A 22,862-nucleotide genomic window follows, 5' to 3' on the forward strand; every position below is an offset into this window, starting at 1 on the left:
ACCCATGTTGCAACTGATATGGCTGCGCAGCGATCTGCGCGTACAGGACAACAGCGCACTGGCCGCCGCCATGGCCGCCGGCCCGACCGTGGCGCTCTACCTGCTCAGCCCCGGGCAGTGGCGCCAGCACGACGACGCACCGTGCAAGGTCGACTTCTGGCTGCGCAACCTGGTCGAGCTGTCCGCCGCCCTGGCCCGGCTCAACGTGCCCCTGCTGATCCGCCAAGCCGACACCTGGGACGCCGCCCCCGACGTGATCGCCGCGCTGTGCCGGGAACTGCGGGTCGACGCCGTGCGCGTCAACGACGAGTACGGGGTCAACGAGCAGGACCGCGACCAGGCCGTGGCACGACGCCTCGACGAGCAGGGCGTGGCCTTCCAGCGCCACCTGGATCAGCTGCTGTTCCAGCCGGGCAGCGTACTGACCCAGTCGGGTAGCTACTTCAAGGTCTACAGCCAGTTCCGCAAGCAGTGCTACCAACGCCTGCACACGGCCCTGCCGCCGCTGGTGCCAACGCCGACGGCGCAGGCGCCCCTGGCGATCGCAGGCGACGAACTGCCAGGCGCCGTGGACGGCTTCGCCACGCCGAGCGAGACACTGCGCCAGCTCTGGCCGGCCGGCGAGGCCAGCGCCCATGAGCGGCTCGCGCGTTTCGCCGACGAGCAGATCGGCTTCTACCACGACGCTCGCGACATCCCGGCCAAGCCCGGCACCAGCCAGCTGTCGGCCTACCTCGCCGCCGGCGTGCTGTCGCCGCGCCAATGCCTGCATGCCGCGCTGCAGGCCAACCAGGGCGAGTTCGAGAGCGGCAACAGCGGGGTGATCACCTGGATCAACGAGCTGCTCTGGCGCGAGTTCTACAAGCACATCCTGGTCGGCTATCCGCGGGTCTCGCGGCACCGTGCCTTCCGCCCGGAAACCGAAGCCGTGCCCTGGCGCGACGCCCCGGACGAGCTGGCGGCCTGGCAAGAGGGCCGCACGGGCATTCCGCTGATCGACGCCGCCATGCGCCAGCTGCGTGCCACCGGCTGGATGCACAACCGCCTGCGCATGGTCGTGGCGATGTACCTGACCAAGAACCTGCTGATCGACTGGCGCGCCGGCGAACGCTATTTCATGCGCCAGCTGATCGACGGCGACCTGGCGGCCAACAACGGCGGCTGGCAATGGAGCGCCTCCACCGGCACCGATGCGGCGCCCTACTTCCGCATCTTCAATCCGGTCAGCCAGTCGCAACGCTTCGACCCCCAGGGGCGTTTCATTCGCCACTGGCTGCCCGAGCTGCAAGGGCTCGACGACAAGCGCATCCACGACCCCAGCGCGGCGCGCGGCGGCCTGTTCGACGAGCTGGACTACCCCCGGCCGCTGGTCGACCTGCGCCACAGTCGCGAGCGCGCGCTGGCGGCCTTCAGGAGCCTGCCGCCGCTGCTCGAGGAGGCCAGCTGATGAGCGACTTCCTGCGCCGCTTCGCCAAGGACTTCGCCGCCCTGGACAAGGACAGCCTCGAGCGCCTCGGTGAGCTGTACAGCGACGATGCGCTGTTCTGCGACCCGCTGCACGAGGTGCGCGGGCTCGGCAACCTGCGCCGCTACTTCGCCCAGCTCTACGCCAATGTCAGCGACCTGCGCTTCGACTTCTACGGCTTCGATCAGGTGCGCGAAGGCGAAGGCTACCTGCGCTGGACCATGAGCTATCGCCACCCACGCCTGGCGAACGGGCAGCTGATCCGCGTCGAGGGCTGCTCCCACCTGTTGTGGAACGGCAAGGTGCACCGCCACCGCGACTACTTCGACGCCGGCGCCCTGCTCTACGAGCACGCGCCCCTGATCGGCCGGCTGATCCGCTGGCTGAAGCGGAGGTTGGCATGAACAGCGCCTCACGACGCATCTGGCTCACCGGCGCCAGCAGTGGCATCGGCGCCGCCCTGGCCGAGCTGCTGCTGAAAAGCGGCCATCGCCTGGCCCTCAGTGCCCGTAGCGCGGGCCCCTTGCAGGCCCTGGCCCAGCGCTACCCGCAGCAGGTCCTGCTGGCGCCGGGTGACCTCGGCGACGCCGAGCAGGTACGCGCCATCGGCGAGCGCATCGCCGAAAAATGGGGCGCCCTGGATACCCTGCTGCTCAATGCCGGCACCTGTGAATACGTCGATGCGCAGGCCTTCGAGGCGGCGATGATCGAGCGGGTCACGCGGGTCAACCTGTTCGCCGCCAGCTACTGCATCGAGGCCGGCCTGCCCCTGCTGCGCAAGGGCCGGCAGCCGCACCTGGTCGGCGTCGGCAGCTCGGTGACCTACCTGCCGCTGCCCCGGGCCGCAGCCTACGGCGCCTCCAAGGCCGGCCTGCGCTACCTGCTGGAGGCGCTGCGCATCGACCTGGCAGGCGAGGGCATCGACGTCACCCTGGTCAGCCCCGGCTTCGTCGACACGCCGCTGACCCAGAAGAACGACTTCCCCATGCCGATGCGCTGGCCGGTGCGACGGGCCGCCGAATACATCGCCAGTCGGCTGGACCGGCACCCCTTCGAGATCGCCTTCCCGCGACCGTTCATCGCCGTCCTGCTGCTGCTCGCCCACCTGCCCAAACGTCTGCAGCTGGCCCTCGGCCGGCGCATGGCACGCAGCGAATCATCAATCAAGGATCGCCCATGAAGATCGCCATCATCGGCAGCGGCATCGCCGGGCTGACCAGCGCCTACCTGCTCAACCGTCGCCACGCCATCAGCCTGTTCGAGGCCGGCGACTGGCTCGGTGGCCACACCCATACCGTCGATGTGCGGGTCGATGGCCGCGACCACGCCATCGACACCGGCTTCATCGTGTTCAACGACTGGACCTACCCCAACTTCATTCGCCTGCTCGAGCAGCTCGGCGTCGCCTACCGGCCCACCGAAATGAGCTTTTCGGTGCGCGACCCGCAGAGTGCTCTGGAGTACAACGGCAACAGCCTCAACAGCCTGTTCGCCCAGCGCCGCAACCTGGTCTCGCCGACCTTCTGGGGCATGCTCCGCGACATCCTGCGCTTCAACCGCGAGGCCCTGGCCGACCTCCACGGCAACCGCATCGACGAACACACCACCCTCGGCCACTACCTGCAGCAGCGCGGTTACGGCAGTCGCTTCATCGAGCACTACGTCGTGCCCATGGGCGCGGCGATCTGGTCGATGTCCCTGGCCGAGATGCTCAACTTCCCACTGCAGTTCTTCGTGCGCTTCTTCAAGAACCACGGCCTGCTGTCGGTCAACGATCGTCCGCAGTGGCAGGTGATCGAAGGCGGCTCGCGCAGCTACGTGGCGCCGCTGAGCGCCCCCTTCGCCGAGCGCATCCGCCTGAACTGCCCGGTGCAGCGCGTCGAACGCGACGAACGGGGCGTGACCCTGCACAGCGCCGCCGGTCGCGAGCGCTTCGACAAGGTGGTGTTCGCCTGTCACAGCGATCAGGCCTTGGCCCTGCTGGCCGAGCCGAGCCAGGCCGAGCGGGACATCCTCGGCGCCCTGCCCTATGCCGACAACGACGTGGTGCTGCACACCGACACCCGCCTGCTGCCGCGCCGGCGCCTGGCCTGGGCCAGCTGGAACTACCGCCTCGGCGGACCGAACGAGCAGCCGGCCGCGGTGACCTACAACATGAATATCCTGCAGGGCATCCGGAGCGATACCACCTTCTGCGTCAGCCTCAACCAGAGCGCGGCGATCGACCCGGACAAGATCCTCGGCCGCTACCGCTACGCCCATCCGCAATACAGCCTGGGCGGCGTGGCGGCGCAGGCACGCTGGGAGGAGCTGCTCGGCGCGCGCCACAGCTATTACTGCGGCGCCTACTGGGCCAACGGTTTCCACGAGGACGGGGTGGTCAGCGCCCTGCGCGTGGCCCGCGCCTTCGGTGAGGCGCTCTGATGAACAGTGCGCTGTACAGCGGCTGGGTGCAGCACCGGCGCTTTGCGCCGCGCCATCACAGCTTCCGCTACCGCATGGGCCTGCTGTACCTGGACCTCGCCGAGCAGCAACAGGTGCTGGCGCTGTCGCCCCTGGCCGGCGCCGGGCGCTGGGCGCCCTTCGGTTTTCGCGAGACCGACTACCTGCCCGAGCTGACCGGCCAGGGCCTGGCCCTGATCGACGCGGTGCGCCAGCGGGTCGGCGAGGCCCTGGGCCGGGCGCCCCAGGGCGCCATTCGCCTGCTGACCCAGCCGCGCAGCTGGGGCCTGGCCTTCAACCCGGCGAGCTTCTTCTACTGCTTCGAAGCCGACGGACGTCTGGCGGCCATTCTCTGCGAGGTCAGCAACACCCCCTGGCACGAGCGCTATCACTACGTGCTGCCGGCACAGGGGGCGGGCCACCAGCACTTCGCCGTGGCCAAGGCCTTCCACGTCTCGCCCTTCCTGCCCCGGGACCTGGAGTACCGCATGAGTTTCAGCCCGCCCGACCAGCGTCTGGGCATCCACATGGCCGACTGGCAGGACCAGCTCAAGCTGTTCGACGCCAGCCTCAGCCTGCACCGCGAGCCCCTCAGCCGCGCCAGCCTGCACCGTTACCTGCTGCGCTTTCCCTGGATGACCGGCAAGACCCTCGTCGCCATCTACTGGCAGGCCCTGCGTCTGCTGCTCAAGCGCATTCCCCTGTTCACCCACCGGGCCGCGGACGACCGCTTCCGCACCGCCCGCGCGCCCGCGAAGGACCTCTCCCATGAAAAGTTCTAGCCCAACCACTGGCAAACGCTCCCGGGTCACCGACAAGGGCCTCGGCGCCGATCTGCTGCGCCGGGCCGTGCTGCGCCAACTGAGCCAGCTGCGCCACGGCCACCTGCTGATCATCGAAGGCGAGCAGCGCCTGGCGTTCGGCGATCCGCAGTCGAGCCTCAGCGCGCAGATCGAGGTGCTCGACGGCGCCGTCTGGGGCTTGGTCGCCGGCAACGGCTCGATCGGCTCGGGCGAGGCCTACATCCACGGTTACTGGTGCACCCCGGACCTGACCGCGGTGATCCGCGTGTTCGTCAGCAACCTCGAGGTGCTGGATGCCATGGAGGGCGGCCTGGCGCGTCTGGGCCGGCCGCTGATCCAGGGCCTGCACTGGCTCAACCGCAATACCCGGCGCGGCGCGCGCAAGAACATCGCCGCCCACTACGATCTCGGTAACGAACTGTTCGAGCAATTCCTCGATCCGACCATGATGTACTCCGCCGCCCAGTTCCAGCGGCCCGACGACAGCCTGGAGCAGGCCCAGCTGAACAAGCTCGAGCGCATCTGCCAGAAGCTGGCGCTGCGCCCCGGGGATCACCTGCTGGAGATCGGCACCGGCTGGGGCAGCATGGCCATCCATGCGGCGAGCCACTACGGCTGCCGGGTGACCACCACCACCCTGTCCCAGGAACAGTACGACTACACCGCCCGGCGCATCGCCGAGCAGGGTCTGGGCGAGCGCATCACCCTGCTGCTGGAGGACTACCGCGACCTCGAGGGCCGCTACGACAAGCTGGTCTCGATCGAGATGATCGAGGCGGTCGGTCACCGCTTCCTGCCGACCTACTTCCAGCAATGCGCCAAGCTGCTCAAGGACGACGGGCTGATGCTGCTGCAGGCCATCACCATCCGCGACCAGCGCTACGAACAGGCGAAGAGCAGCGTCGACTTCATCCAGCGCTACATCTTCCCCGGCGGCGCCCTGCCCTCGCTGCACAAGATGCTGGAGATCGTCAGCAGCAAGACCGACCTGAACCTGCACCACATGGAGGACTTCGGCCTGCACTACGCGCGCACCCTGCGCCTGTGGCATGACCAGCTGCGGCTGGCGCGGCACAAGCTGGAACAGCTCGGCTACGACGAGCACTTCTATCGCCTGTGGGAGTTCTACCTGTGCTATTGCGAGGGCGGCTTCATCGAGCGCACCATCGGCACCGCACAACTGCTGCTGGCCAAGCCGGCGGCGCGACCGCAACCGCTACTCGGACGTCTGGATGCCTAAACTGATCGCTAACGCGCTGCTGTTCCAGCTCGGCTGGCTGGCCTGTGTACTGGGCGGCGGCCCCTGGTTGCTGCTGGTCGGCGCCGTGCTCGCGGTGCACCTGCTGTGGATCAGCAGCTGGGCGGCCGAGGGCAAACTGCTGCTCAGCGTGTTTCTCGCCGGCAGCGCCCTGGACAGTTTCCTGCTCAACCTCGGGGTCTTCGACTTCGGCGAGCCACGCACCCTGATTCCGCTGTGGCTGGCACTGCTCTGGCTGCTGCTGGCCACCACCCTCAACCATTGCCTGGCCTGGACCGCGCAGCCCTGGTGGCGGGGCAGCCTGCTCGGCGCGGTCGGCGGACCGCTGTCCTACTACGCCGGCGCCCAGCTGGCCGGCGTCGGACTGCCCTATGGCACCTGGCCGACCCTGGCCCTGCTGGCCATGATCTGGGCGCTGGTCATGCCCGTACTGCACGGCTTCGCCCGGCTCTACCGCAGCCAGTACGAGCAGACGAAGCGCGCGCGCCGGTCGGCCTGAGCCCCGCAGCACGCCTGGCAGGCGTACACTGCAGCCCATGAGCCATCTCCCGCCCATCGCCCACACCCAACTGCCCGACGAGCCGGCCGTCAGCTGCTCCAACTGCGCCGCCTGCTGCTGCCAGCTGGAGGTCATGCTGATCAGCGACACCGGCGTACCGCAGCGCTTCATCGGCACCGACGCCTGGGGCGGCGAGGTGATGCGCCGCCTCGACGACGGCTGGTGCGCGGCGCTGGATCGCGACAGCATGCGCTGCACCATCTATGAACAGCGCCCGCTGATCTGCCGCGAGTTCGAGATGGGCTCGGCCGAATGCCTGGACGAGCGCCGTGGCATGGCTGGCATCTATCGCTGAATCATCCTGCGGAAACAAAAAACCGGGCCATTGCCCGGTTTTTTACGCTCTGACGCCGCCTTAGAAGCTCAGGCGGTAATGCAGGGTATAGGCCTCGATGCCGTTGTTCGGCTCCTTGAGCCCGGCATTGGAGTAGTGCCACGCGCGCAGGCCGATCTCCTGGTCGGCGAAGCGCAGGCCCACACCGAGGCGGTCCTCGAACTGGAAGGACGAGCCCAGCTTGCTGCCTTCCAGCTCGGTGCTGGAGAAGAAGGCCACGCCGACACCGGCCTCGATATAGGGCCGCACGCTGTCGCCGGCGAACTCGTAGACCAGCACCGGGGAGAAGGACAGGCTGTGGTTGCTCGCCGACTCATCGCCTTGCCAGTAGGTGTAGCCGGCATCCCAGTAGCCGCCGAGGTGGCCGGTGTCGCTGTCCAGCCAGCGCCGGTTGAAATCGAACTGGGTGCCCAGGCGGTAGACCATGGTCGACTCGTCGGTGCTGCCCACGGAGAAGGTCACATCGGCCGCCTGCGCCGACACCACTGGCCCCATGGTCACGGCTGCAAGGGCAGCCAAAGCGAACAACTTCTTCATTGGAAATATCCTTTTATTGCCAGGCCACGGGAGCGCCCCCGTGCAGTCACCTGAAAGTATCGAAGCCTTCGTTATAAATACAAGCAGACATATGCATAACAGCAGCCCGCTGCGCCGCTGTCAAAGCCGCTGCACCGACGCCGCCTCGCCCCACAGCAGCGGCAACACCGCCTGCATCTGCCCGGGGTCACCACTGCTCCAGAATCGTCCGGCCGCGGCCTCGCCATCAGCCAGCAGCTGCTGCTCGGCGAGGCGCCGCTGCAGCTGCCGGGCCACCGCCGCGCCGGTGTCGACCAGGCTGACCGAGGCCGGCAGCAGCTCACGCAACAGCGGCCTGATAAAGGGGTAATGGGTGCACCCGAGGATCATCGTATCGCAGCCCTCGGCCAGCAACGGCGCGACGAAGCCCTGGAGCAGCTCGCGGGTCGCCGCGCCGTCCAGGTCGCCGGCCTCGATGCGTTCCACCAGTCCCGGACAGGGCTGCGTCACCACCCGCACGTCGCTGGCGAAGCGGTCGAGCAGCGCGGCGAACTTGGCGCTCTTCAGGGTGCCGGTGGTGGCCAGCACGCCGACCACGCCGGAGCGGGTCGCCGCCGCGGCGGGCTTGACCGCCGGCTCCATGCCGATGATCGGCAACTGCGGGTACAACTCGCGCAGCTCGGCGACGCCAGCCACCGTGGCGGTGTTGCAGGCCAGCACCAGCGCCTTGGCGCCCTGGCCGAGGAGGAACTCGGCGATGAGACGGCAGCGCTCGCGAATGAACTCCGGGCTCTTCTCGCCGTAGGGCACATGCCCGCTGTCGGCCACATAGAGCAGCGACTCGGCCGGCAACAGGGCACGGATCTCGCGCAGCACCGACAGGCCGCCGACGCCGGAATCGAATACCCCGACCGGCGCGCTATTGCCCATGGCCGGCGCCACAGACGCTGCAGGCCGGGTCACGCTTGACCCGCAACTCGCGAAAGCGCGACCCCAGGGCATCGACCAGCAGCAACCGACCGATCAGTGGCTCGCCGAAGCCGGCCAGCAGCTTCAGCGCCTCCAGCGCCTGCAGACTGCCGACCAGGCCCACCAGCGGACCGACCACCCCGGCCTCGCTGCAGGTCAGCTCGGCCTCGCTGCCATGGCCGTACAGGCAGTGGTAGCAGGGGCTGTCGGCGCGGCGCGGATCGAACACCGACAGCTGTCCCTCAAGGCGGATCGCCGCGCCGCTGACCAGCGGCTTGCGCGCGGCGACGCAGGCGGCGTTGACCGCTTCGCGGGTGCCAAAGTTGTCGCAGCAATCGAGCACCAGGTCCACCGCCGCCACCGCTGCGGCCAGCGAGTCGGCATCCAGGGCCGTGCGGTGCGCCTGCAGGCGCACCTGGGGATTGAGCGCCGCCAGTCGCGCCATGGCCGAGTCGACCTTGCCCTGGCCGATGCTCTCACTGTCGTGAACGATCTGCCGCTGCAGGTTGGTCAGGTCCACCGTGTCGAAATCCGCCAGGTGCAGCTCGCCGACGCCGGCCGCCGCCAGGTACAGCGCGACCGGCGAGCCGAGGCCGCCGAGACCGACGATCAGCACGCGGCTGTGCTTGAGGCGCAGCTGGCCCTCGACATCGATCTGCGCAAGGAGAATCTGCCGGCTGTAGCGCAGCAGTTCGTCATCGTTCAGCGTGCTCTGCTCATTCATGGTGAAACCGTCCCAGACTGATGCGTTCGTGGTCCGCCAGATCGCGCCGGCTCTGCACCTCGGCGAAACCGCGGGCCGCCAGCAGGTCGCGCACCGCCACGGCCTGCTCGAAGCCATGCTCGAGCAGCAGCCACCCCCCCGCCTGCAGGTGCTCCGGTGCCTGCGCGACGATCAGGCGGATATCGTCCAGGCCGTCGGCGCCGGCGACCAGCGCGCTGCTCGGCTCGAAGCGCAGATCCCCCTCGGTTAGATGATGGTCGTCGGCGGCGATATAGGGTGGATTGCTGACGATCAGCGCGTAGCGGCGAGCACCCAGGGCGGCGAACCAGTGGCTGTGGATAAACTCGGCATTGGTCAGCTTCAGCCGCGCGCGATTGCGTTCGGCCAGGGCCACCGCCTCCGCCACCCGGTCGACCCCGGTGAGCCGCCAGGCCGGCCGCTCGGCCGCCAGGGCCAGGGCGATCGCGCCGCTGCCGGTACCGAGGTCGAGCAGGCTCGCCGGGGTCGCCGGCAGCAACGCCAGGGCAGTCTCCACCAGCAGCTCGGTGTCCGGGCGGGGAATCAGGGTATGCGGCGCCACTTCCAGGTCCAGGCTCCAGAAGCCCTGCTGACCGAGGATATAGGCCACCGGCTCGCCGCCCCGGCGGCGCACCAGGTCGGCGAGGAAACGGGCGGCCTGGGCGGCTTCCACCTCGCGCTCCGGCCAGGTGTGCAGGTAGCTGCGCGACTTGCCTAGGGCGTGGGCGAGCAATAGCTCGGCGTCCAGCCGCGGGGTCGGCGAGTCGGGCAGTTCGGCGGCGCTCAGTAGGGATTCGATGCTGGCCATGGTCAGAGTTCCTGGCGGGCAAGGGCCGCCATCAATCGCCCAGGGCGGCCAGCTGGTCGGCCTGGTACTCGGCGAGCAGGGGTTCGATCACCGCCTCGACGCCGCCGGACATCACTTCGGCCAGGGAATACAGGGTCAGGTTGATGCGGTGATCGGTGACCCGGCCCTGGGGGAAGTTGTAGGTGCGGATGCGCTCGGAGCGGTCGCCGGAGCCGACCAGCAGCTTGCGCGTGTCGGAAATCTCCTTGTGCGCCGCCGCTTCCTGCTGGTCCTTGAGCTTGGCGCCCAGCCAGGCCATGGCCTTGGCGCGGTTCTTGTGCTGCGAGCGCTCTTCCTGACATTCGACCACGATGCCGGTGGGGATGTGGGTGATGCGGATCGCCGAGTCGGTGGTGTTGACGTGCTGGCCGCCGGCGCCGGAGCTGCGGTAGGTGTCCACCCGCAGGTCCGCCGGGTTGATCTCGATGGCCGCCTGTTCGTCCGGCTCCGGCAGCACCGCCACGGTACAGGCGGATGTATGGATCCGGCCCTGGGATTCGGTCTCCGGCACGCGCTGCACGCGGTGGGCACCGGACTCGAATTTCAGCTTGGCGTAGACGTTATCCCCCTCGACCCGGGCGATCACCTCCTTGAAGCCGCCATGCTCGCCCTCGTTGGCCGACAGCACCTCGACCCGCCAGCCCTGCTTCTCGGCATAGCGCGAGTACATGCGGAACAGGTCGCCGGAGAAGATCGCCGCCTCGTCGCCGCCCGTGCCGGCACGCACCTCGAGGTAGACGTTGCGCCCGTCGTTGGGGTCCTTGGGCAGCAGCATGCGCTGCAAGTGGTCTTCCAGCTCGATCAGCCGGGCCTTGGCCTGGGTGACTTCCTCCTCGGCCATCTCGCGCAGGTCCGGGTCGCTGTCCTTGAGCAGCGCCTGGGCGCCCTCGAGATCGCCCTGCACCTTGCAGAACTCGCGAAACCCCAGGATCACCGGCTCGATCTCGGCGTATTCCTTGGAGTAGGCACGGAACTGGCTCTGTTTGCTGATCACCTCGGCATCGCCGAGCAGCGCGGTCAGTTCTTCGAAACGGTCCTGCAACAGGTCGAGTTTGTTGATCAGTGAAGCTTTCATCACAGGCCTTTATCGGACGGCACGCCCTCGTCGAGGGCAAAGAGTTCCTGGGCCACGGCCAGCGCATCGATGCGGCCGTCGGCGGAGAGTTTCTTCAGCTGCACGCTGGGCGCATGCAGCAGCTTGTTGGTCAGCCCGCGGGCCAGCTGCGCCAGCGCCTCGTCGGCGGAAACGCCGCGGGCCAGCAGGCGCTGCGCCTTGGTCAGCTCCTCGTCGCGCAGGCGCTCGGCCTGCTGGCGATAGGACCTGAGCACATCCACCGCGGCCAGCTCGCGCAGGCGCAGCATGAACTCCTCGGCACCGGCGCTGACCAGCTCCTCGGCGGCCTGGGCGGCACCCTGGCGGCTCTTGAGGTTTTCCGCGATGACCTCGTGCAGGTCATCGACGGTATAGAGGTAGACGTCGTCCAGCTTGCCGACCTGGGGTTCGATGTCACGCGGCACGGCGATATCGACCATGAAGATCGGCTTGTGCTTGCGTCGTTTCAGCGCGCTTTCCACCGCGCCCTTGCCAAGAATCGGCAGCTGGCTGGCCGTGGAGCTGATGACGATGTCGCTGCTCACCAGCACCTCGGGGATGTCCGACAGCAGCACCGCGTGGGCGCCGAACTGCTCGGCCAGGCTGCTGGCCCGCTCCAGGGTGCGGTTGGCCACGACGATGCGCTTGACGCCCTGCTCGTAGAGGTGGCGGGCGACCAGGGTGATGGTTTCACCGGCGCCGATCAGCAGCGCCTGGCTGTCGTGCAGGTCGCTGAAGATCTGCTTGGCCAGGCTGACGGCGGCGAAGGCCACCGACACCGGGTTCTCGCCGATCGCGGTGTCGGTGCGCACCTGCTTGGCGGTGCTGAAGGTGGCCTGAAACAGCCGTCCCAGCAAAGGCCCCAGGGTGCCGGCCTCGCGGGCCACGGCGTAGGCCGACTTCATCTGGCCGAGGATCTGCGGCTCGCCGAGCACCATGGAGTCCAGACCGGAGGCCACCCGCATCATGTGACGCACCGCCGCATCGTCCTGATGCACGTAGGCGCAGGCGCGCAGGTCATCCAGGCTGAGCTGGTGAAATTCGGCCAGCCAGGCCAGCACCGTGTCGGCCGCCAGGCTGTCCTGCTCGAGGTACAGCTCGCTGCGGTTGCAGGTCGAGAGGATCGCCGCCTCGCGACTGGCCGTGCGCAGGCACAGCTGCTGCAGGGCCTCAACCAACTGCTCGGGGGTGAAGGCCACGCGTTCGCGGACGTCCACCGAGGCGGTTTTGTGGTTGATGCCGAGGGCGATGAAGGCCATGCAAGGTCGCTGACAATAGAGGGAAGCGCGCAATTGTCCTACTTCGCCGGAGCGAGAACAACCACCGCCGGCCATTGTCACAGTCAGGCGTACCCAGCGCCGCAGCGCCTTGATGCGTGCCCCATGGGCTTGCCCAACGGCTTGTGTCATGATGCCCCGACCGCAGGTTAGTCGTCTTTGCCCCTATGAATAGATCCTTCGCGTTACTGACCGCCCTGGCCTTGCTGGGCGGCTGCCAAGTGCTCAGCCCCGCCACTCCGGACGGCACGCCGCCCGTGGAGGATGCATCCCCGGCAGCGACGACACCGCAACCCAAGGTATATGCCTCGTTCCCCCAGGAAACCCTGTTCGCCCTGCTCACCGCCGAGCTGGCCGGGCAGCGCAACCGCTTCGACATCGCCCTGGGCAACTATGTACAGCAGGCCAACGCGACCCAGGACGCCGGTGTCGCCGAACGCGGCTTCCGCATCGCCGAATACCTGGGCGCCGAGCAGGCCGCCCTGGACACCGCGCTGATCTGGGCCAAGAACGCCCCGGACAATCTCGACGCCCAGCGCGCCGCCGCCGTGCAGCTGGCCCGTGCCGGCCGCTACGACGAATCCATGGTCTATATGGAAAGCGTCCTGCAGCGCCAGGGGGACACCCACTTCGACTTCCTCGCCCTGTCCGCCGCGGAGACCGACCCGGACACCCGCAGCGGCCTGCTGCAAAGTTTCGAGCGCCTGCTGGAAAAGCACCCGAACAACGGTCAGCTGCTGTTCGGCAAGGCCCTGCTGCTGCAACAGGACGATCGTCCGCAAGAGGCCCTCGAGCTGCTGGAGGAGCGAACCGCGCAACTCGACGATGTCTCGCCCCTGCTGCTGCGGGCACGCCTGCTGCAAAGCCTCGAGCGTGGCGACGAGGCCCTGCCCCTGCTGGAGCAAGGCCTCGAGCGCCACCCGGAAGACAAACGCCTGCGCCTGACCTATGCGCGCCTGCTGGTGGCCCAGGGCCGCCTGGAAGACGCCAAGGGCGAATTCTCCGCGCTGCTGCAACAGTTCCCTACGGATGACGACCTGCGTTTCTCCCTGGCCCTGGTCTGCCTGGAAGCCGAGGCCTGGAAAGAAGCCATCGTCTACCTGGAAGAATTGGTCGAGCGCGACAGCCATGTCGATGCCGCGCATTTCAACCTGGCCCGCGCCTATGAGGCCCTGAACAAACCGAAAAGCGCCTTGATCGAATACGCCCTGGTCGGCCCTGGCAATGACTTCCTCCCGGCCCAGGCACGCCAGACCGAGCTGCTGCTGGCCGAGGAACGCGGCGAAGAGGCCTCGGCGCGCCTGCGCAAGGCCCGCGAAGCGCAGCCCGACTATGCCATCCAGCTCTACCTGATCGAATCCGAGGCGCTGGCCAAGCAGCAACAGCCGGACGCTGCCTGGACCCTGATCGGCCAGGCGCTGAAGCAGTTCCCGGACGACCTCAACCTGCTCTACACCCGCGCCATGCTGGCGGAGAAGCGTGACGACCTGGCCCAGCTGGAACAGGATCTGCGCTTTATCATCGAGCGCGAGCCGGACAACGCCATGGCCCTCAACGCCCTCGGCTACACCCTGGCCGACCGCACCACGCGCTATGCCGAAGCGAGGGAACTGATCGAGCTGGCCCATCAGATCAACCCGGAGGACCCGGCGATTCTCGACAGCCTGGGCTGGGTCCATTATCGCCTGGGCAATCTGGATGAGGCCGAGCGCCTGCTGCGCCAGGCCCTGCAGCGCTTCCCCGATCACGAGGTCGCCGCCCACCTCGGCGAGGTGCTCTGGGCCCAGGGCAAGCAGCGCGAAGCCCGGAAAGTCTGGGCCGGCGCCCTGAAGGAACAACCCGACAGCACCGTCCTGCGCAGCACCCTGCAGCGCCTGACCGGCTCCGAGACCCTGTGATGCTCGCTCGCCCACTTCTCCTGCTCAGCCTGATCGCCCTGCTCGCCGGCTGCGCCGGCCTGACCTCCCGCGAGGCCCTGGAAGGCACCGGCGACCCCACCCGCTGGCGGGCCCACAAGCAGCAGGTCGCGGACCTGGATGCCTGGCAGATCAGCGGCAAGGTCGGCATCCGCGCACCACGCGACTCCGGCAGCGGCACCCTGTTCTGGCTGCAACGCCAGGATTACTACGACATCCGCCTGTCCGGCCCGCTGGGTCGCGGCGCGGCGCGCCTGACCGGCCGCCCCGGGGCCATTCTCCTGGAAGTGGCCAACCAGGGCCGCTATCAGGCCGCATCGCCGGAGGCCCTGCTGCAGCAGCAACTGGGTCTGAACCTGCCGGTTTCCCATCTGCTCTGGTGGATTCGCGGCCTGCCGTCGCCCGACAGCAGGAGCCGCGTGACCCTCGACGGCGACAGCCGCCTGGCGCATTTGCAGCAGGACGGCTGGAAAGTCGATTACCTGCGCTATGCCGAACAGAATGGCTACTGGCTGCCCGAGCGCATCAAGCTGGAGGGCCACGACCTGCAGGTGACCCTGGTGATCAAGGACTGGCAGCCGCGCCAGCTCGGCCTATGACCCCGCCGGCTATTCCCGCCGGCGTCCAGCTGATCCTGCCGGCGCCGGCCAAGCTCAACCTGATGCTGCACATCCTCGGCCGCCGCGCCGACGGTTATCACGAACTGCAGACCCTGTTTCAGTTTCTCGACCACGGCGACCAGCTGGGCTTCTCCGTGCGCGAGGATGGCCAGATCCGCCTGCACACCGAGATACCGGGCGTGGCCCACGACAACAACCTGATCGTGCGCGCCGCCCGGCAACTCCAGCAGCAGGCCGGCTGCCCACTGGGCGCCGACATCTGGCTGGACAAGCGCCTGCCCATGGGCGGCGGCATCGGCGGTGGCAGCTCCGACGCCGCCACCACCCTGCTCGGCCTCAAGCAGCTCTGGCGGCTGGACTGGAACGAGGATAGCCTGGCCGAGCTGGGCCTCGGCCTCGGCGCCGATGTACCGGTCTTCGTTCGCGGCCGTGCGGCCTTCGCAGAAGGCGTCGGCGAACAACTCACCCCGGTCGAGCTCCCCGAACCCTGGTTTCTCGTGGCCGTCCCGCAAGTACTTGTCAGCACAGCGGAAGTTTTCTCCGACCCCGAGTTGACACGGGATACGCCGCCCATTAAAGTTCGCAGCCTTCTTGAGGGGGGTGGTCGTAACGACTGCCAGCCGGTTGTCCAGAAGCGTTATCCAGAAGTTCGTAACGCTCTGATCTTGTTGAACAAATTTGTTTCAGCGAGGCTAACCGGCACTGGAGCTTGTGTGTTTGGGAGCTTCCCAAACAGGGTCGATGCTGATAAAGTCGCCCGCCAACTTCCAGCCACTTTGCCGAGTTTTGTCGCTCAAGGTCGCAACGTTTCGATGTTGCATCGCAAGCTCGCAACTCTGGCCAAGAAGTGAATGCGTAAGAGTGAGTTGTACTAGGGGCGTCGCCAAGCGGTAAGGCACCAGGTTTTGATCCTGGCATGCGTTGGTTCGAATCCAGCCGCCCCTGCCATCAACGCCACAGGCGTTGTGAGTACGACTGACAGCATTGGGTTACACACGATACAGGGGCGTCGCCAAGCGGTAAGGCACCAGGTTTTGATCCTGGCATGCGTTGGTTCGAATCCAGCCGCCCCTGCCATTTCTATACTCATCCAGGTATACCCTCAGCCGGCAGGTACTGCGCGTGTCCAAGATGATGGTCTTTACGGGGAACGCTAACCCCGATCTGGCGCGACGTATTGTTCGTCAGCTGCACATCCCCCTCGGCGATGCCTCTGTCGGTAAGTTCTCCGACGGCGAAATCAGCATTGAAATCAACGAAAACGTCCGCGGTAAAGACGTCTTCCTGATCCAGCCGACGTGCGCGCCAACCAACGACAACCTGATGGAACTGGTGGTAATGGCCGACGCCTTCCGCCGCTCCTCGGCTACTCGAATCACCGCTGTTATCCCCTACTTCGGCTATGCCCGCCAGGATCGCCGCCCGCGCTCCGCCCGCGTGGCAATCAGCGCCAAGGTAGTGGCCGACATGCTCACCGTTGTAGGCATCGACCGTGTTCTCACCGTCGACCTGCACGCGGACCAGATCCAGGGCTTCTTCGATATCCCGGTCGACAACATCTACGGTTCGCCCGTACTGGTCGACGATATCGAAGACCAGCGCTTCGACAATCTGATGATCGTCTCCCCGGACATCGGCGGCGTAGTGCGTGCACGCGCCGTGGCCAAGTCCCTGGGCGTGGATCTGGCGATCATCGACAAGCGTCGCGAGAAAGCCAACCACTCCGAGGTGATGCACATCATTGGCGACGTGGAAGGTCGCACCTGCATCCTGGTCGACGACATGGTGGACACCGCCGGCACCCTGTGCCACGCGGCCAAGGCGCTGAAGGAACATGGCGCCGCCAAGGTCTTCGCCTACGCCACCCACGCGGTGCTGTCGGGTCGCGCCATTGAGAACATCGAAAATTCCGTGCTGGACGAGCTGGTGGTGACCAACACCATCCCGCTGTCCGCCGCCGCGCAATCCTGCTCGCGTATTCGCCAGCTGGATATCGCACCGGTAGTCGCTGAGGCGGTCCGCCGCATCAGCAATGAAGAATCGATCAGCGCGATGTTCCGATAAATCGGAATCACCGCTGAACGAAATGCGCCCCGCCTCGAGCGGGGCTTTTTGCCCAACCGTCCGGTCGCTGGTCGCAAGCGTGAAGGACGGTTTGGTTATTTTGGAGAGATGAAATGACTGAATTTGCCCTGAATGCCGAAGTGCGTTCCGACCTGGGGAAAGGTGCGAGCCGCCGCCTGCGTCGTAACGCCAGCCTGGTTCCTGCCGTAATCTACGGTGGCGAGAAAGCCCCGCAATCGATCAGCCTGCTGGCCAAGGATTTCGCCAAGCTGCTGGAAAACGAAGCGGCTTTCAGCCACGTTCTGACCCTGAACGTCGCCGGCAGCAACGAAAGCGTACTGATCAAGGCGCTGCAGCGTCACCCGGCCAAGGGCTTCGTCCTGCACGCCGACTTCCAGCGCGTGATCGCCGGCCAGAAGCTGACTGCCCACGTACCGCTGCACTTCCTCAACGAAACCACAGCAGTTGGCGTCAAGCGCGACGGCGGCGAAATCTCCCACACCCTGGTAGAAGTGGAAGTTTCCTGCCTGCCGAAGGATCTGCCGGAGTTCATCGAAGTCGACCTGGCCAAGGTTGAACTGGGCCAAGTCGTACACCTGTCCGACCTGACCCTGCCGAATGGCGTCGAGCTGGCGGCCCTGGCCCACGGCAACGACCTGGCCGTGGCCAACATCCACGCCTCCCGCGTCATTGCTGAAGAAACCGAAGCCGAAAGCGAAAAAGCTGAAGGCGAAGAAGCTGAAGGCGAAGGCGCTGCCGAGTAACCCTCGCACCGCCGAAAACAGCCCGCCCACCTCGGTGGTCGGGCTATTTTCACTAAAGGGCTCCTGACATGACTGCCGTACAACTGATCGTCGGCCTGGGTAATCCCGGCCCCGAATACGACCAGACCCGGCACAATGCAGGGGCCCTTTTCGTTGAGCGCCTGGCCAACAGCCAGGGCGTCAACCTGAGCGTAGACCGCAAATATTTTGGCTTGGTGGGCAAGTTCAGCCACCAGGGCCGCGACGTTCGCCTGCTGATCCCCACCACCTACATGAACCGCAGCGGCCAGGCCGTGGCGGCGCTGGCGAAGTTCTTCCGCATCGCGCCGGAAGCGATTCTGGTGGCTCACGACGAACTCGACATGCCCCCCGGCGTCGCCAAACTCAAACTGGGTGGCGGGCACGGCGGGCACAACGGGCTGCGCGACATCATCGCCCAGCTCGGCAACCAGAATAACTTCTACCGCCTGCGGCTCGGCATCGGCCATCCCGGGCACAGCAGCCTGGTCTCCAACTTCGTGCTCGGCCGCGCGCCGCGCAGCGAGCAGGAACTGCTCGATACCAGCATCGATTTCGCCCTCGGCGTGCTGCCGCAAATGCTCGCCGGCGACTGGTCCAAGGCGATGCAGCAACTGCACAGCCAGAAGGCCTGACCCCCCTCTCCACCGAATTCACCTCCGCGAGGAACACACCATGGGATTCAACTGCGGCATCGTCGGCCTGCCCAACGTCGGCAAGTCCACCCTGTTCAATGCCCTGACCAAAGCCGGGATCAGCGCGGAGAACTTCCCCTTCTGCACCATCGAGCCGAACAGCGGCATCGTGCCCATGCCCGACGCGCGCCTGGACGCCCTGGCCGCCATCGTCAAGCCGGAGCGGGTGATCCCCACCACCATGGAGTTCGTCGACATCGCCGGCCTGGTCGCCGGCGCCTCCAAGGGTGAAGGCCTGGGCAACAAGTTCCTCGCCAACATCCGCGAGACCGACGCCATCGCCCATGTGGTGCGCTGCTTCCAGGACGACAACGTGATCCACGTGGCCAACACCGTCGACCCCAAGCGCGACATCGAGATCATCGAGCTGGAACTGATCTTCGCCGACCTCGACAGCTGCGAAAAGCAGCTGCAGAAGGTCCAGCGCAACGCCAAGGGCGGCGACAAGGAAGCCGTGGCGCAGAAGGCGCTGCTGGAGAAGCTGATCCCGCACTTCAGCGAAGGCAAGCCGGCGCGCACCCTGCTCAAGACCCTGGGGGACGAAGACAAGCAGCTGGTCAGGGGCTTCCACCTGCTCACCAGCAAGCCGGTGATGTACATCGCCAACGTCGCCGAAGACGGCTTCGACAATAACCCGCTGCTCGACGTGGTCAACGCCATCGCCGCCGAGGAAGGCGCCATCGTCGTGCCGGTGTGCAACAAGATCGAGGCGGAAATCGCCGAACTGGAAGACGGCGAAGAGAAGGACATGTTCCTCGAGTCCCTGGGCCTGGAAGAGCCAGGCCTCAACCGGGTGATCCGCGCCGGTTACGAACTGCTCAACCTGCAGACCTACTTCACCGCCGGGGTCAAGGAAGTACGTGCCTGGACCGTGCGCATCGGCGCCACCGCGCCACAGGCCGCCGCCGTGATCCATACCGACTTCGAGAAGGGCTTCATCCGCGCCGAGGTCATCGCCTACAACGATTTCATCCAGTACAAGGGCGAAGCTGGCGCCAAGGAAGCCGGCAAGTGGCGCCTGGAAGGCAAGGAATACATCGTCAAGGACGGCGACGTCATGCACTTCCGTTTCAACGTCTAAGCGATTGATCGCGCGCATAAATTTTCGAGAAATAGGGTTGACACCAGCCCGCCTTCCGCGAATAATGCGCGCCACTCGGCTACGTAGCTCAGCTGGTTAGAGCATAGCATTCATAATGCTGGGGTCCGGGGTTCAAGTCCCTGCGTAGCCACCAAACAAAACAAGGGTTTAGCGAAAGCTAAGCCCTTTTTTGTTTGCGCCAGTGACTACCAAGTGACTACGGCGCGCCCACAACGCCCTCATCACCCTTTTAGACTCACCCTGCCTTCCTATCCTTTCTGCTCGCATGCCAGCTCAGGGCAAGCCAGGGCATTCTTGAAGCCTTATGCTGCCTTCTAGCTGCCCCTGACGACCTCAGGGTAGGGCGAGCGTTGGCACTTGTGAAACAGGGAGATCAAGGATGTTGTGGTCGGAGATTTTCGATGCCGAGTTTTCCTCGGTGGAGCACTACAAGCTGTACCCAGATCTCTATCCCTGGGTCGGCCAAGAATACGGACAAAGAATACCTAGGGTCCTATTACTCGGTGAAAGCCACTATTTCGCTAGCGATGCGACCTTCCATCATGATGCCGCCTCTTGGTACGCAGGCATTACGATTCCTGAGCAGCACCAAAAATCTATAAAGACACGCAAGATCATAAATAAAGGCCTATGCAACCAATGGAAGGGACGCTCTCGGCTTATTTACCGTAATCTCGAAGCCGCTTTACGTGATATTGAGGGCGGCTCTAACCTGTCAGCTTCCCCATTTCATCGAGTGGCGTTTATGAATTACTTCCAGCGCCCCGCTCAACGCGAAGGTAAATCACTTGTGGTCTCTACGGCAGATCAACAGCGGAGCGCGGAGGTGCAGCGGTCGGTTATCGAGATCCTTTCTCCCGATGTGGTCATGTTCTGTAGCATTCTTGCGTGGAAACACGCTAAGGCTGCCGGCCTATTCGATACGTTCAAGAATACTGAAATACGTTTTGGTAGGTGCACCCATCCCGCCACCCGCTGGTGGCATACGCCAATGAAGAAGTACAAAGGCAAGAAAGGCATGGACCTATTTCTTGATGTGCTCCGACCATGCTACGGAACAGCTGCCACATAGCCGCTCTGTTTCAATGGCGAGAACCTTAACGCCGACTCCAGATGATCCGGCGACAGGTGCGCATAACGCATGGTCATGGTGATCGAGGAGTGGCCAAGGATTCGCTGAAGACTGAGGATATCCCCTCCCCCCATCATGTAATGACTTGCGAAGGTATGTCGCAGGATGTGGGTCAGCTGCCCTGGCGTGTCGAACCCGCAGCGTTCATAGGCGCTACGAAATGCAGCGCGGCAGGACATGAACAGCCGACCATTTCCCGGCATGGCCACCTTAAGCGCGGCGCCCTCGACTTCCTTGGGTATCGGTACCGAGCGAGACTGCCGATTCTTCGTCCGGTGAAAATGGGCCTTTCCCCCAAAGATCGCGCCCTGGGTCAGGCTCTCTGCTTCGTCCCACCTGGCTCCCGTAGCCAAGCAGATCAACGCCACCGGATAGGTATGGTTGTTCGTCGACTTCCTGCACTCTTCCAGCAGCTGACCAACCTGCTCCAGGCTCAGAAACGACAGCTCGGTCTGGTCGGTCTTGATCTGGCGGACATTGGCCAACGGGTTGTTACCCGACCATGCGCCCAGACGGATCAGCTCCGAGAACACCGCTGACAAGTAGCGCTGCTCATGGTTGACCGTGCTGGGTGTGGCCTCTTTCAGGCGTGACTGGCGATAGCGTGCCCAGGCCAAGGCATCGAAGTCGGAGACGCGAGGGTTGCCCAGGCGCTCGACCACTGCCAGGGTGCGAGACAGCCGAGCCTTTTCGTCCTTGAGCGAGCAGCCATGCAGGTCATACCAGACGGTTACCAGATCGGAGAGGCGATCATCCAGCGGCCTGCCGGTCTGCTTTAGCGCTGCGAAGAAGTCAGATTCGAAGCGCTGCGCGGCTGACTTGGTAGCGAATCCCTTCTTGCGTATCCGCCGCCCCGAGCGTCCGTTCTCATAGAAGTCCGCTGTCCAGGTCTTACCTTCCTTGCGTGCCGTCATACCGCCCTACCCCACCGGACGTTGCGCTCCTCGAGCAGCGCCTTGATGTGCTTGTACAGGTCGTGTTCGCTCATGTCCTTGGCGGCGTAGTGGTCGCGGATCACCGGCCAGCAGTCCCACTGCTGGAGGGTTTCAAAGGCCTTTTTTGCGCCCACCCGCTCCCTTGCCAGTAGGCTGACGAAGTTTCCCAGGAACAGCTCCACATTCTTGCCGGAGAAGCCTCGGCTGGTCTTGTAGTAGCGCTTGTATTCGGTCTGATCGAGCAGCGAGTCCACCGGCAGATCGACCCGCACGTCATCGCGGATCAGGGTCCAGATCGGCTCGAAATAACCGGGACGGGCCAGCAACTTGAATTGCCCCAGACCATAGCGCCACAGGCCGTCCAGATGCCCCGAGAACGCCGCGTAGGAGCGCGTGTCGATGGCTTCCCCCGTTTTGACGTCGATAGAGCCGCTGGCAAACTGCTGGATGATCGAGTGGTGATAGCGCAGCTCGACGCGCCAGACGTCTTGCGCCGGGTCGTAGTTGTCCGGATCGCCTTCGTCGAAACTGTCCCGGCGTTTCCAGACGCTCTCCCAGTAGTCCAGCTTGTCTGTTGCGCGGGCCTGTTCGGTCTTGTTGTAGATGGCCAGCTGGACGCCACCGGCAGAGCCGAACATGGACGTTTCCCCGCGACCGTAGACGCTGCTTTTCGTGGCCCAATGGACTTCGTTGATCCCGGATATGTCCCGATGCGTGCGCGCCTTGCAGTGCATGCGGGCGACCAGATCGGCGGGCGGTTGCCAGCCTTGCAGGTCCAACGCCAGATGGACCGCACACTGGTTGAGTTCCAGGTGGGTCAGCACGGCGTCGGCGTAGTAGTCCAGACGCTCTTGCAGACGCTCGGGGGAGAAGGCGTCGATGGCGTGGGGCGAGACTTCGATTTTCAGATGGGGGCCGATGCAATCGAGCTTGGCGTTGAAGTTCTTCACCAAGAGGATGATGCCCAGGTCGGCATTCTGCAGTTTGTACTGGTAGCCCGAGTCACGGCCGACACGACCGGAGTGCCAGCGCTGACCGGCAAAGTCGACCATGACGCCCGGTGTCTCAAACAGCGCCATGATCTCCGGGCGGATCATGCCCCGGTACAGCTGCCGCACCGTGTCGACGCCACAGCGCAGCAGGCGTACGCCTGACAGGTCGACGAAACCCATATGGCCTGGGTCCACGAAAAGACGACTTTTCGAGTCTTCCAGTCCGGTTTCAATATCGATACGGGAGAAGTCCTTTGCTCTGGCCATTTCACACCCTTCACTCTGGATTAGTCTGGTCGTTCAGCTCTGTTTATCTGAC

24 protein-coding genes and 3 tRNA genes are annotated in these 22,862 nt (G+C 65.4%); 19 read left to right on the forward strand and 8 right to left on the reverse strand.

What is annotated here, in order from left to right; genetic code table 11:
* Positions 1–4: 4 nt before the first annotated feature.
* Genes phrB through KDW96_RS07540 form a run of 8 tightly spaced genes read left to right on the forward strand, consistent with a single transcriptional unit; the run spans position 5 to position 6,822 of the window.
* Positions 5–1,447 carry a deoxyribodipyrimidine photo-lyase gene (gene phrB / locus KDW96_RS07505; RefSeq protein WP_255839815.1) on the forward strand — a complete coding sequence of 481 codons (1,443 nt, stop codon included), beginning with the start codon at positions 5–7 and terminating at the stop codon, positions 1,445–1,447.
* Positions 1,447–1,869 (forward strand): nuclear transport factor 2 family protein, encoded by a 423-nt coding sequence (locus KDW96_RS07510; RefSeq protein WP_255839816.1) that lies wholly within the window; start codon positions 1,447–1,449, stop codon positions 1,867–1,869. Before phrB ends, KDW96_RS07510 begins: the two co-directional genes overlap by 1 nt.
* Positions 1,866–2,645 (forward strand): SDR family NAD(P)-dependent oxidoreductase, encoded by a 780-nt coding sequence (locus tag KDW96_RS07515; RefSeq protein WP_255839817.1) that lies wholly within the window; start codon positions 1,866–1,868, stop codon positions 2,643–2,645. The genes KDW96_RS07510 and KDW96_RS07515 overlap by 4 nt, the downstream gene beginning before the upstream one ends.
* A complete protein-coding gene (locus KDW96_RS07520; protein ID WP_255839818.1) occupies positions 2,642–3,889 on the forward strand; it encodes an NAD(P)/FAD-dependent oxidoreductase in 1,248 nt (415 codons plus the stop codon). Before KDW96_RS07515 ends, KDW96_RS07520 begins: the two co-directional genes overlap by 4 nt.
* Positions 3,889–4,689 carry a DUF1365 domain-containing protein gene (locus KDW96_RS07525; RefSeq protein ID WP_255839819.1) on the forward strand — a complete coding sequence of 267 codons (801 nt, stop codon included), beginning with the start codon at positions 3,889–3,891 and terminating at the stop codon, positions 4,687–4,689. Before KDW96_RS07520 ends, KDW96_RS07525 begins: the two co-directional genes overlap by 1 nt.
* Positions 4,676–5,950: an SAM-dependent methyltransferase gene (locus KDW96_RS07530; RefSeq protein ID WP_255839820.1), complete on the forward strand. Its 1,275-nt coding sequence runs from the start codon at positions 4,676–4,678 to the stop codon at positions 5,948–5,950. The genes KDW96_RS07525 and KDW96_RS07530 overlap by 14 nt, the downstream gene beginning before the upstream one ends.
* Entirely contained in the window at positions 5,943–6,467 is a 525-nt protein-coding gene (locus tag KDW96_RS07535) for a DUF2878 domain-containing protein (protein WP_255839821.1), read from the forward strand. The genes KDW96_RS07530 and KDW96_RS07535 overlap by 8 nt, the downstream gene beginning before the upstream one ends.
* Positions 6,468–6,504: 37 nt before the next feature.
* Positions 6,505–6,822, forward strand: a complete 318-nt coding sequence (locus KDW96_RS07540) for a YkgJ family cysteine cluster protein (RefSeq protein ID WP_255839822.1) — start codon at positions 6,505–6,507, stop codon at positions 6,820–6,822.
* 60 nt (positions 6,823–6,882) lie between these two features.
* Here KDW96_RS07540 and KDW96_RS07545 read toward each other — a convergent pair whose 3' ends face one another.
* From KDW96_RS07545 to hemA, 6 genes are all read right to left on the reverse strand, one after another.
* Positions 6,883–7,398, reverse strand: coding sequence for an acyloxyacyl hydrolase (locus KDW96_RS07545; protein WP_255839823.1), 516 nt, complete (start codon positions 7,396–7,398; stop codon positions 6,883–6,885).
* A 120-nt stretch (positions 7,399–7,518) separates the two neighbouring features.
* Positions 7,519–8,307 (reverse strand): glutamate racemase, encoded by a 789-nt coding sequence (gene murI / locus KDW96_RS07550; protein ID WP_255839824.1) that lies wholly within the window; start codon positions 8,305–8,307, stop codon positions 7,519–7,521.
* Positions 8,297–9,070 (reverse strand): molybdopterin-synthase adenylyltransferase MoeB, encoded by a 774-nt coding sequence (locus KDW96_RS07555; RefSeq protein WP_255839825.1) that lies wholly within the window; start codon positions 9,068–9,070, stop codon positions 8,297–8,299. The genes murI and KDW96_RS07555 overlap by 11 nt, the downstream gene beginning before the upstream one ends.
* The gene (gene prmC / locus KDW96_RS07560) at positions 9,063–9,896 is read right to left on the reverse strand and encodes a peptide chain release factor N(5)-glutamine methyltransferase (RefSeq protein ID WP_255839826.1); all 834 of its coding nucleotides are present in this window, start codon (positions 9,894–9,896) and stop codon (positions 9,063–9,065) included. Before prmC ends, KDW96_RS07555 begins: the two co-directional genes overlap by 8 nt.
* 31 nt (positions 9,897–9,927) lie before the next feature.
* Positions 9,928–11,010, reverse strand: coding sequence for a peptide chain release factor 1 (gene prfA, locus KDW96_RS07565; protein ID WP_255839827.1), 1,083 nt, complete (start codon positions 11,008–11,010; stop codon positions 9,928–9,930).
* Positions 11,010–12,287, reverse strand: a complete 1,278-nt coding sequence (hemA, locus tag KDW96_RS07570) for a glutamyl-tRNA reductase (RefSeq protein WP_255839828.1) — start codon at positions 12,285–12,287, stop codon at positions 11,010–11,012. Before hemA ends, prfA begins: the two co-directional genes overlap by 1 nt.
* Before the next feature lie 185 nt (positions 12,288–12,472).
* Here hemA and KDW96_RS07575 point away from each other — a divergent pair, with 185 nt between their 5' ends.
* The 11 genes from KDW96_RS07575 (at position 12,473) to KDW96_RS07625 (ending at position 20,556) form a co-directional block, all read left to right on the forward strand.
* Entirely contained in the window at positions 12,473–14,203 is a 1,731-nt protein-coding gene (locus KDW96_RS07575) for a tetratricopeptide repeat protein (protein ID WP_255839829.1), read from the forward strand.
* Complete coding sequence (gene lolB, locus KDW96_RS07580; protein WP_255839830.1) at positions 14,203–14,820, forward strand: lipoprotein insertase outer membrane protein LolB; 618 nt, start codon at positions 14,203–14,205, stop codon at positions 14,818–14,820. Before KDW96_RS07575 ends, lolB begins: the two co-directional genes overlap by 1 nt.
* Positions 14,817–15,692, forward strand: coding sequence for a 4-(cytidine 5'-diphospho)-2-C-methyl-D-erythritol kinase (gene ispE / locus KDW96_RS07585; protein WP_255839831.1), 876 nt, complete (start codon positions 14,817–14,819; stop codon positions 15,690–15,692). The genes lolB and ispE overlap by 4 nt, the downstream gene beginning before the upstream one ends.
* A 22-nt stretch (positions 15,693–15,714) precedes the next feature.
* Positions 15,715–15,789: transfer RNA gene (locus tag KDW96_RS07590), tRNA-Gln, on the forward strand.
* 54 nt (positions 15,790–15,843) lie between these two features.
* Positions 15,844–15,918 (forward strand) — tRNA-Gln (locus KDW96_RS07595).
* A 45-nt stretch (positions 15,919–15,963) separates the two neighbouring features.
* On the forward strand, positions 15,964–16,905 hold the full coding sequence (locus tag KDW96_RS07600; RefSeq protein ID WP_208708453.1) for a ribose-phosphate pyrophosphokinase: 942 nt from the start codon (positions 15,964–15,966) through the stop codon (positions 16,903–16,905).
* A gap of 113 nt (positions 16,906–17,018) precedes the next feature.
* Positions 17,019–17,669: a 50S ribosomal protein L25/general stress protein Ctc gene (locus KDW96_RS07605; protein ID WP_255839832.1), complete on the forward strand. Its 651-nt coding sequence runs from the start codon at positions 17,019–17,021 to the stop codon at positions 17,667–17,669.
* Positions 17,670–17,737: 68 nt separating this feature from the next.
* Positions 17,738–18,322, forward strand: coding sequence for an aminoacyl-tRNA hydrolase (pth, locus tag KDW96_RS07610; protein WP_255839833.1), 585 nt, complete (start codon positions 17,738–17,740; stop codon positions 18,320–18,322).
* A gap of 40 nt (positions 18,323–18,362) precedes the next feature.
* Positions 18,363–19,463, forward strand: coding sequence for a redox-regulated ATPase YchF (gene ychF / locus KDW96_RS07615; RefSeq protein WP_255839834.1), 1,101 nt, complete (start codon positions 18,363–18,365; stop codon positions 19,461–19,463).
* Positions 19,464–19,540: 77 nt separating this feature from the next.
* Positions 19,541–19,617 (forward strand) — tRNA-Met (locus KDW96_RS07620).
* Positions 19,618–19,863: 246 nt separating this feature from the next.
* Entirely contained in the window at positions 19,864–20,556 is a 693-nt protein-coding gene (locus KDW96_RS07625) for a hypothetical protein (protein WP_255839835.1), read from the forward strand.
* Here the strand turns inward: KDW96_RS07625 and KDW96_RS07630 are convergent.
* Positions 20,535–21,530 (reverse strand): phage integrase, encoded by a 996-nt coding sequence (locus tag KDW96_RS07630; RefSeq protein WP_255839836.1) that lies wholly within the window; start codon positions 21,528–21,530, stop codon positions 20,535–20,537. The two genes, KDW96_RS07625 and KDW96_RS07630, sit on opposite strands and share 22 nt — an antisense overlap.
* A complete protein-coding gene (locus tag KDW96_RS07635; RefSeq protein WP_255839837.1) occupies positions 21,527–22,810 on the reverse strand; it encodes a phage replication initiation factor in 1,284 nt (427 codons plus the stop codon). The genes KDW96_RS07630 and KDW96_RS07635 overlap by 4 nt, the downstream gene beginning before the upstream one ends.
* Between the last annotated feature and the right edge of the window lie 52 nt (positions 22,811–22,862).

This window comes from Pseudomonas benzenivorans (assembly GCF_024397895.1).
In the GTDB taxonomy this organism is placed as follows: Bacteria; Pseudomonadota; Gammaproteobacteria; order Pseudomonadales; family Pseudomonadaceae; genus Aquipseudomonas; species Aquipseudomonas benzenivorans_A.

What these genes read in the sequence shown, in the direction of transcription:
- murI (WP_255839824.1), bottom strand. Translation starts at nt 8,307, where the DNA reads ATGGGCAATAGCGCGCCGGTCGGGGTATTCGATTCCGGCGTCGGCGGC.
- KDW96_RS07515 (WP_255839817.1), top strand. Translation starts at nt 1,866, where the DNA reads ATGAACAGCGCCTCACGACGCATCTGGCTCACCGGCGCCAGCAGTGGC.
- KDW96_RS07540 (WP_255839822.1), top strand. Translation starts at nt 6,505, where the DNA reads ATGAGCCATCTCCCGCCCATCGCCCACACCCAACTGCCCGACGAGCCG.
- prfA (WP_255839827.1), bottom strand. Translation starts at nt 11,010, where the DNA reads ATGAAAGCTTCACTGATCAACAAACTCGACCTGTTGCAGGACCGTTTC.
- KDW96_RS07625 (WP_255839835.1), top strand. Translation starts at nt 19,864, where the DNA reads ATGTTGTGGTCGGAGATTTTCGATGCCGAGTTTTCCTCGGTGGAGCAC.
- KDW96_RS07635 (WP_255839837.1), bottom strand. Translation starts at nt 22,810, where the DNA reads ATGGCCAGAGCAAAGGACTTCTCCCGTATCGATATTGAAACCGGACTG.
- KDW96_RS07510 (WP_255839816.1), top strand. Translation starts at nt 1,447, where the DNA reads ATGAGCGACTTCCTGCGCCGCTTCGCCAAGGACTTCGCCGCCCTGGAC.
- KDW96_RS07545 (WP_255839823.1), bottom strand. Translation starts at nt 7,398, where the DNA reads ATGAAGAAGTTGTTCGCTTTGGCTGCCCTTGCAGCCGTGACCATGGGG.
- KDW96_RS07535 (WP_255839821.1), top strand. Translation starts at nt 5,943, where the DNA reads ATGCCTAAACTGATCGCTAACGCGCTGCTGTTCCAGCTCGGCTGGCTG.
- ispE (WP_255839831.1), top strand. Translation starts at nt 14,817, where the DNA reads ATGACCCCGCCGGCTATTCCCGCCGGCGTCCAGCTGATCCTGCCGGCG.
- KDW96_RS07605 (WP_255839832.1), top strand. Translation starts at nt 17,019, where the DNA reads ATGACTGAATTTGCCCTGAATGCCGAAGTGCGTTCCGACCTGGGGAAA.
- KDW96_RS07575 (WP_255839829.1), top strand. Translation starts at nt 12,473, where the DNA reads ATGAATAGATCCTTCGCGTTACTGACCGCCCTGGCCTTGCTGGGCGGC.
- phrB (WP_255839815.1), top strand. Translation starts at nt 5, where the DNA reads ATGTTGCAACTGATATGGCTGCGCAGCGATCTGCGCGTACAGGACAAC.
- prmC (WP_255839826.1), bottom strand. Translation starts at nt 9,896, where the DNA reads ATGGCCAGCATCGAATCCCTACTGAGCGCCGCCGAACTGCCCGACTCG.
- KDW96_RS07630 (WP_255839836.1), bottom strand. Translation starts at nt 21,530, where the DNA reads ATGACGGCACGCAAGGAAGGTAAGACCTGGACAGCGGACTTCTATGAG.
- KDW96_RS07530 (WP_255839820.1), top strand. Translation starts at nt 4,676, where the DNA reads ATGAAAAGTTCTAGCCCAACCACTGGCAAACGCTCCCGGGTCACCGAC.
- KDW96_RS07520 (WP_255839818.1), top strand. Translation starts at nt 2,642, where the DNA reads ATGAAGATCGCCATCATCGGCAGCGGCATCGCCGGGCTGACCAGCGCC.
- pth (WP_255839833.1), top strand. Translation starts at nt 17,738, where the DNA reads ATGACTGCCGTACAACTGATCGTCGGCCTGGGTAATCCCGGCCCCGAA.
- KDW96_RS07555 (WP_255839825.1), bottom strand. Translation starts at nt 9,070, where the DNA reads ATGAATGAGCAGAGCACGCTGAACGATGACGAACTGCTGCGCTACAGC.
- lolB (WP_255839830.1), top strand. Translation starts at nt 14,203, where the DNA reads ATGCTCGCTCGCCCACTTCTCCTGCTCAGCCTGATCGCCCTGCTCGCC.
- KDW96_RS07525 (WP_255839819.1), top strand. Translation starts at nt 3,889, where the DNA reads ATGAACAGTGCGCTGTACAGCGGCTGGGTGCAGCACCGGCGCTTTGCG.
- ychF (WP_255839834.1), top strand. Translation starts at nt 18,363, where the DNA reads ATGGGATTCAACTGCGGCATCGTCGGCCTGCCCAACGTCGGCAAGTCC.
- hemA (WP_255839828.1), bottom strand. Translation starts at nt 12,287, where the DNA reads ATGGCCTTCATCGCCCTCGGCATCAACCACAAAACCGCCTCGGTGGAC.